We start from the raw sequence: 12422 nt of genomic DNA, 5'->3' as shown, positions 1-12422 counted from the left end.
TTTCAATAAATTTGGCTACTAGCTAGCTAGTAGCCAGTAAATGATTGTAGAAACAATCAAAACTCCAGCTAAGTTCAATATAAAACCATTTCGAACCATCTGCTCAACATTAATCCTTTCGGTAGAGAATATAACGGCATTAGGTCCTGTAGCCACTGGTAGCATAAAGGCACAGCTGGCACTTATAGCGGCAGGTACCATGAATATCGCGGGGTCTATACCGGTGTGATCACCAACGGATGCAAGTATTGGCATCAGTAGTGCGGTGGTAGCGGTGTTACTGGTTAATTCGGTTAAGAAAGTGACTAGCAAACAGATTAAAATCAAGGTTAAGAAAATGGGCATTTCTTTAACAAAAGATAAAGATGAGCCTATTGAACTACTGAGCCCTGACTGTTTAAATGCCGCAGCGATAGTTAAACCACCAGCAAATAGCAATAAAACTCCCCATGGAATTTTGTTGGCACTGTGCCAATCGAGTAGTCTTTCTTTTTTACCTTGCTGATCAACTTTGCCATTTGGGATTAAGAACATGGCGACTACAGCAAATAAGGCGACAGAAGCATCATTAACCTTGTCCATTTCTAGTAAACCGCTCCAGCCGCCAAAAGGGGCTTTACGAAAGATCCAAAGCATTGCGGTAATGATGAAAACGATTAATGTTCTTTTTTCTTCAGCGCGCCATGAGCCTAAATTAGGTAATTGAAAATTACAGTCTTGTTCAAGCTTTCGAGTTAACCAAAGCCACATAACTGGGATCATTAAAACCACAACAGGTAAAGCCCAGCTCATCCAGTCGAAAAAAGAAAGGTGCTTACCAGTAGCATCACTATAAACACTCATAAAAAGCGTGTTAGGAGGTGTACCGATTGGGGTTCCCATACCACCAACACTGGCCGCATAACCTAGGCCCAGAATTAGTGCTACAGAAAAATTTTCCGAGCTGGCTGAATTATTAATATGGACACTCTGAATAATAGCGATAGCTACCGGAACTAACATTAAAGTCGTGGCTGTATTGGATATCCACATACTTAAACCCGCGCTTGCAAGCATAAAACCAAGCACCACTCGTCGTTGAGAAATTGGTTTGACACTTGAGTTGCTGCCACCACTCACAAGTCGAATCATTCCTAGTGCTAAACGTTTATGGGTTCCACTTTTCTCAAGAGTTACCGATAAAATAAATCCGCCCAGTAACAATAATATCAACCAATGGCCATATGCAGATGCCACTTGCTGGCTATTAAGGACACCAAAAGTTGGAAAAGCAGCCATTGGGATTAAAGAAGTGGCGGGAATAGGAATCGGCTCAAAAATCCACCAAACTGCGCAAAGACTAGTCACGGAAGCAGTAGCAATCATTGCCCAGTCGAAGCTATAATAGTACATGATGACGGCAATGCTTAATGCAATTAAAGGCCCTAGTGGTAACGAGAGTTTTTGTAATGATGAACTCATAAATTAGCTTTGTTTGTTTTAGTTTTTTTAGTCATCGTTATCATAAGGTTGAGGCTTGACGCCTTTAGGCACTTTAAATTTATTGGCTGATTTCTTTAGTGCCCAAATACCTGAAAATAAAATCGCAAAAATAATAAACGTCACACCGATGGCTTGCCACATAAAGTCTCCTTAGAAATTAACCTTTAATGATACTTGAGTGAGTAATACGTCTAACGTATTTTTCAACTAAAGCATTAAGTTTGCCTAAAATGATCTCTTTACCACCAATCTCTGAGTTTTCAATAAGCTCTTGGAGCAAATCTACTGGAAACTCTTCTAGAGCTGGCGTAGCAATCGGAGCATAACTGATATGCCAAGGCTCACAGGCAATACCGCCTAGATCTTCAACATAAGGCTTGAAAAACTCATACTGTACTAAGTTTTCCTCTAGCCAATTATGCAGATTGCCACAAGGCCCTTGCGCTTCAAACTCAGTTTCCAATAATTCAGGTTCATAACCCTTATCAATAGCGCTGGCATCAAACACGTCGAAATCCGTGCCCCAATGATGGCGACTAGTACCCGGAATTGCTGAATAATTCAATATAGCATTGACACGATCTTTTATTGCGAGCTCTTGAGAGTTGACCGTTCTACCATCGCGTAGGTTTAACACCGCATCCTGATAAAATTTATTATTCCAAATTGCAACTTGTTGATCAAAAGAGCGATAACTGCTGACCACTCTTAAAGGGATTCCGTCATTTTCAGATTGACGAATAAGTTTTGCCAAAGGAACTAAGGCTTCATGATGGCATTGGAATTTTTGCCCCAACAGTTCGATATTGTCTTCAATCGTCAGTAAATGAGATTGATCGAGTCCTAAGAGCTGCTGCGGTGTCATTAAACTAGTCTGTATCACTGAGTAACTGCTTTAAAACTAAATAGTAAATTTCAGCAAGTTTATCGAGGTCGGTTATTTTGACGCTTTCATTCACTTGATGAATGGTTTTATTGATGGGGCCAATTTCAACTATTTCAGCGCCAGTTTTAGCGATAAAGCGACCATCAGATGTGCCACCAGTAGTTAATGCTTGTGTTTCTATTTGGCAAACTTGCTTAATGGCTTTCTTGGATGCTTGTAGCAATAACCCCTTTGCTGTTAAAAAAGGCTCACCATTAAGCTTCCAACTCAGTTCATAATCAAGTTGCTGTTGATTTAAAATAGTTTCAACTTCGGCTTTGAGTTTATGATGATCAGTTTCTGTTGAGTATCTAAAATTAAACTCGCAATAGAGTTCGCCTGGTATCACGTTAGTAGCGGTGCCAGCTTGAATGATCGCTATCTGAAAACTGGTGGCAGGGAAAAACTCATTGCCATTATCCCATTCAGTATTCGCTAAAGCATCCAGTGCCTTAAATGATTTATGAATGGCGTTATCGGCTAAGTGTGGATATGCAACATGACCTTGTTGTCCTTTAATCGTTAAAAAACCAGTAAAAGAACCGCGTCGTCCATTTTTAATGACATCGCCTAATTGCTCAGAGCTTGATGGCTCGCCAACGATACAGTAATCAATCGGCTGTTTTTGCTTTTGCAACTCTTCAACCACTTTTACAGTGCCATTGATAAAAGGGCCTTCTTCATCACTGGTAATTAAAAAACCTATAGAGCCTTTATGTTGAGGATAATCTTGCACAAAGTTTTTGCTGGCAACTAGCATGGCGGCTAGGCTTGATTTCATATCGGCAGCGCCGCGACCATAAAGATAGCCATCTTTTTCCGCGGCGTGAAACGGATCGGTATCCCATTGCTCTAAAGGACCAGCAGGTACCACATCGGTATGTCCGGCAAATACTACAACTGGCTCGCTGCTAGTAGCTGACTTTAGGCTCCAAAAGTTTTTGGTATCTTCGAAGTTCATCAGCTGATGTTTGAAACCAAGATCCGTAAGATAATTCATCATAAACTCTTGGCAACCTGCGTCTTCCGGCGTTACCGACTGACGGTTGATAAGGTCTTTAGTAATGCTTAGAACTTCAGATTCTGACATTAGGCAAATATCTCTTGATATTGCTCGGGTTTAAAACCTAGAAATACTTCTTTGCCTTTAACTAATACCGGTCGTTTTATAAGGGTAACTTTATCAAGCATTAATGATAAGGCTGTCTCGCGGTCAATAGTGTCTTTAACGCTTTGCTCCAGTGGCTTCCAAGCAGTGGAGCGCTTGTTGAGGAATGCCTCCCAACCGATCGCTTTATCCCAAGACTCTATTTCTGCTTTAGCTAAAGGGTTTTTGCGATAATCGATGAATTCATGCTTAATGTCTTGCGCTTCTAGCCATTTCACCGCTTTTCTAACGGTATCGCAATTGGGTATGCCGTAAATTTTTATCATCAGATTATCCTAGTCCATTCTCAACAAGTCATTAATAGAAGTTTTTGAGCGGGTTTTTGCATCCACTTGTTTAACAATAACAGCGCAATTCAAATTATATTTTCCATTATCCGACGGTAATGAGCCAGGCACTACTACAGAACCTGCAGGTACTCGGCCATAAGTCACTTCATCGGTTAAACGATTATAGATTTTAGTACTTTGTCCGATAAACACACCCATGGATAAAACTGCGCCTTCTTCTACGATAACGCCTTCAACGACTTCCGAGCGAGCGCCTATAAAGCAGTTATCTTCAATAATCGTAGGGCCAGCTTGTAATGGCTCTAATACGCCGCCAATACCGGCGCCACCGGACAAGTGAACGTTTTTACCAATTTGGGCGCAAGAACCTACGGTTGCCCAAGTATCGACCATAGTGCCTTCGTCAATATAAGCACCGATATTAGTGTAGCTGGGCATTAATACTACGTTTTTAGCGATATAAGAACCGTGACGTGCTATTGCATGAGGTACTACGCGAGTACCTCCTTGACGAAATTCTTCTTCGGTCATGTTTTGATACTTCATTGGAACCTTGTCGTAGAATTGAGCCAGTTGGGTGTTAATCACTTTGTTTTCGTTGATGCTAAATGATAATAGCACTGCTTTTTTTAGCCATTGATGAACAGTCCAACCGCCATCAATTTTTTCAGCTACTCTAGCCTTTCCTGAATCCAATAACTTTAATACCGAAGCTACTGCGTCAATGCTATCAGGTGTTTTTAATAAATTTCTATCATCAAATGTGGCATTTATAATTTGTTCTAATTGAGTTGTCATAATACGACCTTTAGGATTCTATATAGCGAATAATAAGTTGTTCTAGCTTTTGTTCTTGTTCTGGATTTAGTGGTGATAGGTCCAGATTACTAATAATAAAAGTATCTTCTACTTTTTCACCAAGTGTCACAATTTTAGCCGAATGGATCTTAAGATTACAATCTTTAAATGCTTGAGCAATATTAACTAATAAAGCAGGTCTATCTAGTGCGGTGAGCTCTAAAATAGTCAATTTGTTAGCTTTATCAAAACCGAACTCAACTTTAGTCGGGACATTGAAGTGCTTATAACGACTAGGAATAGAACGAGCTACTTTGGCAAACGCTTTATTGGGCTGTTCTAGAGCTGTAACTAGCTTGGACTCAATTTCTTTTAGACGGCTATTATTGGATAGCGGCTGACCTGCACTATCTAGCACGATAAAGGTGTCTAAACAGTATCCTTTAGGTGAAGTGAAAAGGGTTGCTGCTTGAATGTTCATTTGATTTTGACTGAGTACCGAAACGATTGTCGCAAAAAGGTTCGGCTGATCATTAATAGCAATAAAAACTTCAGTACCAGCTTTCGAGCGATGATTTTTAATGGCTACATAAGGTTGCTCGCTAGAATAAGCTAGCCGGTTTAATAATTGCTCTAATTGCCAGATAATTTGTTCTGGGTGATAGCGCAACAAATATTCATCGCCTAACGCATTTAATAATTTTTGCAGCGCTTGTTCACTTGCACCTTTGTGGAGAGACTGAGCAATGACTTGTTGGCGGGCATCTTGCAGCATTTCTTGCTGATTAGCTCGTGGTGATGATTGCCTTAAATAGTAAGAGGTCGCTAAGAATAATTCTTTTAATAATGATGCTTTCCACGAATTCCACAAAGTAGGGTTGGTAGCGCGAATATCTGAAACAGTGAGCACATAAAGTAATTCCAGATGCTGGTGGCTGGGCAGCCGTTTTGCAAAAGTTTCAATTACATCTGGGTCACTAATATCTTTGCGCTGAGCAATTAACGACATGACCAAATGGTTTTTAACAAGCCAAGAAACTAGCTCTGCCTGCTGAGTTGTTAACCCTAATTTGATGCAATATTCATAAGCATCGACAGCACCTAACTCTGAATGGTCGCCACCTCGACCTTTACCAATGTCGTGAAATATTGCAGCTAAGTAAATGGGGCTTGGATCATTTAACTCCTGCATAATTTGGCTGCAAATCGGGAATTCCTCTTGGCAATCAGGTTTGTTGTAACGAATGATATGCCTTAATAAAAATAAGGTATGCTCATCTACTGTATAGGCATGAAACAAATCAAACTGCATTTGGCCCTCTATCTGCGCAAACTCTCTAATTAGAGCCCCTAGAATGTTGGTCCGTTTCATAAGAGCAAAGCCACGACTGGTGACTTGTTTGGTAGACAAAAACTTAAGCCAAGCATCCTTATTTTTTTGAGATAATAAATAATCCTTATTGATAATTTGTTGGCTTGAGCGAATTAGTCGCAAAGTTTTAGCTTGAATTTGTTTTATTTTAGGCGCTTCGGCCAAATAGTTGAAAATGGTAATTAGCGCTTCAGGTTTTTCCTTAAAAAGCTCTTCGTTTTTAGTGCCAATACGATTGTTTTCAATATAAAAATCTTCATCTAAGTAATGCTGAGCTTCTAGCCTTTGTTCTAATAAATAATCCTGTTCGAATATTTGGATAAAAAGCTCAGCTAAATTTCTTATCGCCATGACCGAGCGATAATAGCGCTGCATTAAGTATTCAACAGCTAACTTTTTTTTGTCATCTTCATATCCAAGCCAAAGTGCAACTTGTTTTTGATGTTCAAAAGAAAGTCTATCTTCTCGTTTACCGGCTATCGCATGTAAGGCAAAGCGTACTTTGCGCAAAAACTGCTGATGGCTAATAAGGGTTTTATATTCTCGGCGGGTAAAGATTTGCTGGGAGATTAAGTCATGCAAGCTTTTAGAATTAAATTGTCTGAGTGCTATCCATTGAATCACCTGAATATCACGCAAACCACCTGGATTGGATTTGATGTTTGGCTCTAGATTGTAAGAGCTGTCTTCAAATTTTTTATGACGCAGTCGATGTTCTTTTACTTTTGCTTTATAAAAAACTTTTGAGGGCCAGAAATCTATATCTTGTAAAAGCAGCTGTAGTTCGTCAAAAGCATCTTTTTGACCACAAAGATAGCGTGATTCCATTAGACTTGTGGCAATTGTTAGGTCATCCTCTGCTAACTGATTGCAATCTGATATTCCTCTAACGCTATGGCCAACTTCAAGGCCAATGTCCCATAGAAAGGCAATCCAAGCTTCTAGTTTCTTGGTACAAGAATCTTCATTGACTAATATTAAAATATCAATATCAGAGTAGGGTTGAAGTTCCTGTCGGCCATAACCGCCAACAGCAATTAAGCTGCAACCTTCGCTGACGCTATACTGTTGCCAACTCTGAATTAAAATATTATCAATTAGAGCGCTTCTTGCTTTGAGTAATTGGTTGACGCTAATGCCTTTTTGAAATTGCTCTATAAGGGCTTGCAGACCTACTTTTAAGTGTTTTTTATATATGACTAGCTGCTCTGAAGAATCATAAAAGGGTTTATTGACTTCAGAGCTTTTTGGGAGGTAATTGTATTTGTCTGATGCTGCCACTGGGTCTTAGAAGTGTTCTTCTTGGCGCTTGGTTAATACTTCTACACCTGTTTTTGTACAAAGGAGAGTATGTTCCCATTGAGCTGACAGTGAACGGTCTTTGGTATTCACAGTCCAGCCATCTTTACGATTTAATTTGACATTTCTTTTTCCGAAATTCACCATCGGCTCGATAGTGAAGGTCATGCCAGCTTGCAATTCAACACCTGTGCCAGGTCTGCCGTAATGAGTAACTTGCGGTTCTTCATGGAAAACTTCGCCAATACCATGACCGCAATATTCTCTCACTACCGAGTAACCATGCTTTTCTACATATTTTTGCAATGCATAACCAATATCGCCTAAGCGAGCGCCAGGTTTTACCATGTCAATGGCAAGATACAATGATTCTTGAGTTACTTGAATTAGCTTCTTGGCTTGGTTGGTTGCTTCGCCGACCACAAACATTTTACTCGTATCGCCATGAAAGCCATTTTTAATAACGGTGACATCAAGATTCAAAATATCGCCGTTCTTTAGCGGTTTCTTATTTGGAATACCGTGACAAACCACATCATTAACAGAGGTACAGATAGATTTAGGGAAACCCTCAGGGTGAAATGAATGAGTAGGAGTTCCTTGCTCACTTAACTCCATCGGGTAAGGCTGACCTCCATAGTTTAAAGTGGCTGGGTAACCACCTTGCACTTTAACGATATGCTCGTGACAAATTCGATCGAGCTCTTCTGTAGTAACGCCTTTGACGATATGCTCACCGATCATTTCAAGGACTTCAGCAGCTAAGCGACCAGCTACACGCATGCCTTCAATTTGCTCGGGAGTTTTAAGTTTTATACCCATATTAGTTTAATGGTGTTGTTTCGATGGTTAAAAATTGCGGTCTATTCTAACTTTTCTGATTAGAAGAGTATAGAACTCATCTTTGAAATCTAGGTTCAAAATTAAAGGGTTCTTTAAAATAAGTGTAACGATAACAACTTGAGCGAATGATTAGTGTTAAGCGATAATCTAGTATTTCAGAGTGATAATTGATTGAGTGGCAATCGACCGAATGCCACTCTTATGTATTATTTATCTGGTTGCTGTTACTGCTTTTGGAATAATAGGGTCATACGATTAGACTCACCAATAGCGTTCATAGCTGCCTTCAACTCGGGTTTGTCTTGCGCTCCGAGCAAAGTAGGAGGTAAGCGCCAAACAATATCTTTGGGGCCAGGAACGTCTTTTGGATTAGCATGCATATCGCTCGAATCAATTAATTTAAAGCCCGCCGCTTCGAACATAGCAATGACTGCGGACTCTTTTAAATAACCTCTTTGACCATTGGCACCTTCATCGCTAGTAGATTCTGCGACCTTATGTTGAACCACTCCAACCATCCCATTGGGTTTTAATAGGCGATGCATGGCTTTTAGTGCTTTAGTTCGATAACCACCGTCATTCTCAAAACGGTTTAAATTGTGTAATGCACGAATAACTAATATTCTATCAAGGGTTCCGTTAGCAGTAGCAGGGGTATTGCTAAAAGTGTAACCCGCAGCTTTTATACCGTTGGTTGTTTTGCTTGCTACCATGGAGGGAAATTGAGCGGTTCTTGCGATTTGCCCTTTAATAGCTTCTTCACTAAAAAAGCCAAACTTAGGCCACATATCATCATTGTAGTTTAAACCTATCAAGCCACCATTAGAGCCTAAGTAATTAGCAATGATCTCGGTGTACCAACCACCGCCAGGCAAAGCTTCAGCTACAGTCATTCCAGGTTCTACTCTGAAGAAAGCTAAGGTTTCAGCAGGTTTCCTCCAGTTATCGCGTTGCTTGGTTTCACTACTACGAGCATCAACAACCGATTGCAGAGAAGCTTTGTTAACGCTGCTCAGCCGGTATTTTGTGTTGCTAGATGTTTGGTGCATACAACCAATTAAGGTTATAGACATTGCAGAAATACTTAATAAAGTTTTAAAGTTCATACTAGTCTCCCGTTCAGGTGGTTAACCATCGTAAAAAGATCGTGGGTAATATTCAAAAGAAAGTATATAACAAAGTTTTGTGGTGATTTTAAGTTATAGCATATGTTGAGAAACCCACCATATATTACCATTGGGGTCGCGAACGCCACCTAATCTATCGCCAAAAGGCATATCAGAAATTTGCGTCTCAATTTTACAACCTGCCTCTATTGCTTGCTTGAAGCTGTCTTCCACATGATCAACATACAAATAAATAGCAGTAGTCATAGCAGGGTGTTCTGGGGTGGCTTCACTCACGAACAACATAGCGTCATTGATGGATAGTAGGCAATTGACGACTCGCTCATCGCGTACGGTACGTCCTAATTCATTGGCATTAAATGCTTGCTTTAAAAAATCAATATAATCGGTAGCAGCATCTACGAATAAATAAGGCGTTATTGCGCTGAAGTTTTTAGGTCGCTTCACTGACTATATCCTTATCTGGATCTTGATAAATTACACTGCAATTACGACCTTGATTTTTAGCATCATACAGTGCTTGATCGGCTTTTCTAAGTTGATCTTCAATCGAGCTATCAGAGATATGAAATTCCACAATGCCGAAACTTGCTGTTAAATTAAAAGTATTATTACCATGTGAAATATCTAATTCTTGAGTTTCTTTTCTGCAACGCTCTACTAGCTCATAGGTAGTCAGAGAGTTTTTATTGACTGCTGTAGTGTGAAGAAGTATGACAAACTCTTCACCACCAATTCGGCCAACTACAGCACTATCATTGAAAGCTGTAGTTAAAAGCTTAGAAAAACAGATTAAAGCTTTATCACCAGCATGATGACCATACTTATCGTTTATAGTTTTAAAATTATCAATATCTGTAATAATGATAGCAGCAGTAGCAGCATCTCCATAATTAGAACCTGATGTTAGTACTTTAGATTTTTGGTAGAAGCCTCGACGATTAAAAACTTGGGTTAGACTATCTGTCACCGCTAAGGCTTTGAGTTTTTCTCCAATATCGTCGACTAAAATAAGTAGTGTAAATACTCCCATTCCGGTAAATGCAGCTGGCATAAATATCAAGTTAACTTGTTGATATAAGTCCAAATAATAACTATCCACTGTAGGGCCTTGACTAAGAGCAATAATGCCTGCAGCAATTTGTGTTAAGCCATACAGTGAAAATATGATTATGGCTGCAGCTTCTGCAGGTCGAACTTTGTTTTGGGTGTTAAATATTTCCCAACCGCATAAAAACATCATGATGCCGCCAAAAAGAGGAATTAGCATCATTCTATAACCAGCGTGCGGATTGAATACTGTAAAATAAACTAAAATTAGTTCGATAAAAATTAGGGCAAATATTAGTTTTAACTCAAATGGTGAACGCTTAGCTCTTAGACGAAAACCAGCCCATGTAAGCCATTGCAACAGTAAAGAAAAAGCATTAATAAAGATCCAGTAGAAATCTCTGTCGGTGAAGATATGATTGGTAGCGTTTATAACGCCTTTTACTGCAGCTAAAGCAAACACCAATGACCATATCAAGGTATGCTTTTTTGGCTGAATGGTTTTATAGCTTAATCCAAAGACGATTGACAGCATGATACTGATAAAGAAAAGTGCTATGTAAGTATAATCGCTGCCAGAAATTTGCAATCTTAGTTACTAAATAAGTTATTTGAAATTATTGTAGCATAGCTTTTTTTGAATAATATCTATTGCTAGAGAATTTTTGGCCAGTAGCCAACATCAATCCATTGGTCAAATTTATTACCAGTTTCCTTGAAGTGAGCAACTTTTGTCATGCCCATTTTTTCATGTAAAGCAACACTTGCTAGGTTTGGCAAAGAAATGCCACCGATCGCGGTGTGATAATCGAGTTGTTTTAATCGACTGAATAGTTCTTGATAAAGCGAAAGGCCATAACTTTTACGAATAGTTTTTGGGTCTAAATAAACAGTTACTTCGGCAGTAAAGCGATATGCGCAACGGCCTTTCCACTTACTAGCATATGCATAACCTACCACTTGGTTTTCATGCACATAGACTAAAAAAGGCAGCTTTAATTTATGCGCCTCTTGAATGCGAGAATATATTTCATCAGAGTGGACTTGTTCAGTTTCAAAAGTAATAAAGGTATTTGCGATGTAATGATTATAAATACTCGCAATAACTTGCGAATCATGTTTATTGGCGCTACGTATCATTAGACATGCTGATCAATAAGAATAGAATTACCACCGGGATCGACTAGAGCAAAACTGGAAGGACCTGAATCAACTATTATTGCTTCATGAGATACCTCGATACCTAGCGATTTAAAGTGCTGAAGAATGTCTCGAACATCATTAAAGGACTCAAGAGTATTGCACTGCTAATCCCATCCTGCATTAAAAGTTAACACATTGCCTTCGAACATACCTTGAAACAATCCAATAACATTATCAAAATTACGCAATATCAGGTAATTCCGAGAGATTTCACCGCCAACTTGCTCAAAACCGAGCTTTGAATAGAAATCGTTAGATGCCTATATGTCTTTTACTGCGAGGCTTATAGAAAATGCACCTAGTTTCATGAACATCTTCATAAATAATATACGCCTTCTGTTTTTTTATCTCAATATATAGAGTATTAAGTTGAAACTCTAAGAGCTAACAATTAAAAAGTCCTTTTTGGGCTTTCCACGAACCTGATTACTTAACCAATAAGAAAACATAATGGCAATAATTAGCACGTAAGCGTGAGTAGGCTGGTGACCTGCTTTTAGATGTGCTGTAGTAGACATAAGAGTATTAATGAAGTAGGCACCGTAGGCCATTTCTTTTAAATTGTTATATCGATTAATTAAGATGACTAATAGCGCTGTAACTTTTAGATAAGCCAAAGGGTAAACGATGTATTCAGGATATCCAAACTGCTTAAAAAAAGAGGCCATCACTTCGTGCTTGATATGATAATTAATGGCGGCGTAAAGCATGAAATAAAACATCACTAAAGTTGCAGACCAATATAAAACTTGTTTTACCAGAATTTTATTCTTCATAAGAATCAATAGATTATTGTTAATGTAAAATAAGATAACTTAGGCTTATAAATATTACATTAATTACTATAAACATAAAAAAAACCAGC

13 protein-coding genes and 1 pseudogene are annotated in these 12422 nt (G+C 39.0%); all 14 read right to left on the bottom strand.

Annotated features, from left to right (window positions below; all coding sequences use genetic code 11):
* Window positions 1–18: 18 nt before the first annotated feature.
* Window positions 19–1461 (bottom strand): DASS family sodium-coupled anion symporter, encoded by a 1443-nt coding sequence (locus tag GJS41_RS09325; protein WP_154247104.1) that lies wholly within the window; start codon window positions 1459–1461, stop codon window positions 19–21.
* A gap of 27 nt (window positions 1462–1488) precedes the next feature.
* A complete protein-coding gene (locus tag GJS41_RS11595) occupies window positions 1489–1623 on the bottom strand; it encodes a hypothetical protein (protein WP_255473455.1) in 135 nt (44 codons plus the stop codon).
* 16 nt (window positions 1624–1639) lie between these two features.
* Window positions 1640–2365 (bottom strand): M15 family metallopeptidase, encoded by a 726-nt coding sequence (locus GJS41_RS09320; protein WP_370515687.1) that lies wholly within the window; start codon window positions 2363–2365, stop codon window positions 1640–1642.
* A complete protein-coding gene (dapE, locus tag GJS41_RS09315) occupies window positions 2352–3497 on the bottom strand; it encodes a succinyl-diaminopimelate desuccinylase (protein ID WP_154247103.1) in 1146 nt (381 codons plus the stop codon). The genes GJS41_RS09320 and dapE overlap by 14 nt, the downstream gene beginning before the upstream one ends.
* Complete coding sequence (locus tag GJS41_RS09310; protein ID WP_154247101.1) at window positions 3497–3841, bottom strand: Spx/MgsR family RNA polymerase-binding regulatory protein; 345 nt, start codon at window positions 3839–3841, stop codon at window positions 3497–3499. The genes dapE and GJS41_RS09310 overlap by 1 nt, the downstream gene beginning before the upstream one ends.
* A 9-nt stretch (window positions 3842–3850) precedes the next feature.
* Window positions 3851–4663, bottom strand: a complete 813-nt coding sequence (gene dapD / locus GJS41_RS09305; RefSeq protein WP_154247100.1) for a 2,3,4,5-tetrahydropyridine-2,6-dicarboxylate N-succinyltransferase — start codon at window positions 4661–4663, stop codon at window positions 3851–3853.
* Between the two features lie 10 nt (window positions 4664–4673).
* The gene (gene glnD / locus GJS41_RS09300) at window positions 4674–7316 is read right to left on the bottom strand and encodes a [protein-PII] uridylyltransferase (RefSeq protein ID WP_370515686.1); all 2643 of its coding nucleotides are present in this window, start codon (window positions 7314–7316) and stop codon (window positions 4674–4676) included.
* 6 nt (window positions 7317–7322) lie between these two features.
* Window positions 7323–8156 carry a type I methionyl aminopeptidase gene (gene map / locus GJS41_RS09295; protein WP_154247098.1) on the bottom strand — a complete coding sequence of 278 codons (834 nt, stop codon included), beginning with the start codon at window positions 8154–8156 and terminating at the stop codon, window positions 7323–7325.
* A gap of 245 nt (window positions 8157–8401) precedes the next feature.
* Window positions 8402–9283 (bottom strand): class I SAM-dependent methyltransferase, encoded by an 882-nt coding sequence (locus GJS41_RS09290; protein ID WP_154247097.1) that lies wholly within the window; start codon window positions 9281–9283, stop codon window positions 8402–8404.
* A 93-nt stretch (window positions 9284–9376) separates the two neighbouring features.
* Window positions 9377–9751, bottom strand: a complete 375-nt coding sequence (locus GJS41_RS09285; protein WP_154247096.1) for a VOC family protein — start codon at window positions 9749–9751, stop codon at window positions 9377–9379.
* On the bottom strand, window positions 9738–10943 hold the full coding sequence (locus GJS41_RS09280) for a GGDEF domain-containing protein (protein ID WP_154247095.1): 1206 nt from the start codon (window positions 10941–10943) through the stop codon (window positions 9738–9740). The genes GJS41_RS09285 and GJS41_RS09280 overlap by 14 nt, the downstream gene beginning before the upstream one ends.
* Before the next feature lie 65 nt (window positions 10944–11008).
* Window positions 11009–11494 carry a GNAT family N-acetyltransferase gene (locus GJS41_RS09275; RefSeq protein WP_154247094.1) on the bottom strand — a complete coding sequence of 162 codons (486 nt, stop codon included), beginning with the start codon at window positions 11492–11494 and terminating at the stop codon, window positions 11009–11011.
* Window positions 11494–11865: pseudogene (locus tag GJS41_RS11675) on the bottom strand (VOC family protein). The gene GJS41_RS09275 and the pseudogene GJS41_RS11675 overlap by 1 nt, the downstream one beginning before the upstream one ends.
* A gap of 69 nt (window positions 11866–11934) precedes the next feature.
* Window positions 11935–12333, bottom strand: coding sequence for a DoxX family protein (locus tag GJS41_RS09270; protein ID WP_154247092.1), 399 nt, complete (start codon window positions 12331–12333; stop codon window positions 11935–11937).
* Window positions 12334–12422: the final 89 nt, after the last annotated feature.

This window comes from Kangiella sp. HZ709 (genome assembly GCF_009674675.1).
In the GTDB taxonomy this organism is placed as follows: domain Bacteria; phylum Pseudomonadota; class Gammaproteobacteria; order Enterobacterales; family Kangiellaceae; genus Kangiella.
The sequence above is the reverse complement of the archived record's forward strand: the minus strand, read 5'-3'. Positions and strand labels throughout refer to the sequence as shown.

What these genes read in the sequence shown, in the direction of transcription:
- GJS41_RS09325 (WP_154247104.1), bottom strand. Translation starts at nt 1,461, where the DNA reads ATGAGTTCATCATTACAAAAACTCTCGTTACCACTAGGGCCTTTAATT.
- GJS41_RS09310 (WP_154247101.1), bottom strand. Translation starts at nt 3,841, where the DNA reads ATGATAAAAATTTACGGCATACCCAATTGCGATACCGTTAGAAAAGCG.
- GJS41_RS09270 (WP_154247092.1), bottom strand. Translation starts at nt 12,333, where the DNA reads ATGAAGAATAAAATTCTGGTAAAACAAGTTTTATATTGGTCTGCAACT.
- map (WP_154247098.1), bottom strand. Translation starts at nt 8,156, where the DNA reads ATGGGTATAAAACTTAAAACTCCCGAGCAAATTGAAGGCATGCGTGTA.
- dapD (WP_154247100.1), bottom strand. Translation starts at nt 4,663, where the DNA reads ATGACAACTCAATTAGAACAAATTATAAATGCCACATTTGATGATAGA.
- GJS41_RS09290 (WP_154247097.1), bottom strand. Translation starts at nt 9,283, where the DNA reads ATGAACTTTAAAACTTTATTAAGTATTTCTGCAATGTCTATAACCTTA.
- dapE (WP_154247103.1), bottom strand. Translation starts at nt 3,497, where the DNA reads ATGTCAGAATCTGAAGTTCTAAGCATTACTAAAGACCTTATCAACCGT.
- GJS41_RS09275 (WP_154247094.1), bottom strand. Translation starts at nt 11,494, where the DNA reads ATGATACGTAGCGCCAATAAACATGATTCGCAAGTTATTGCGAGTATT.
- GJS41_RS11595 (WP_255473455.1), bottom strand. Translation starts at nt 1,623, where the DNA reads ATGTGGCAAGCCATCGGTGTGACGTTTATTATTTTTGCGATTTTATTT.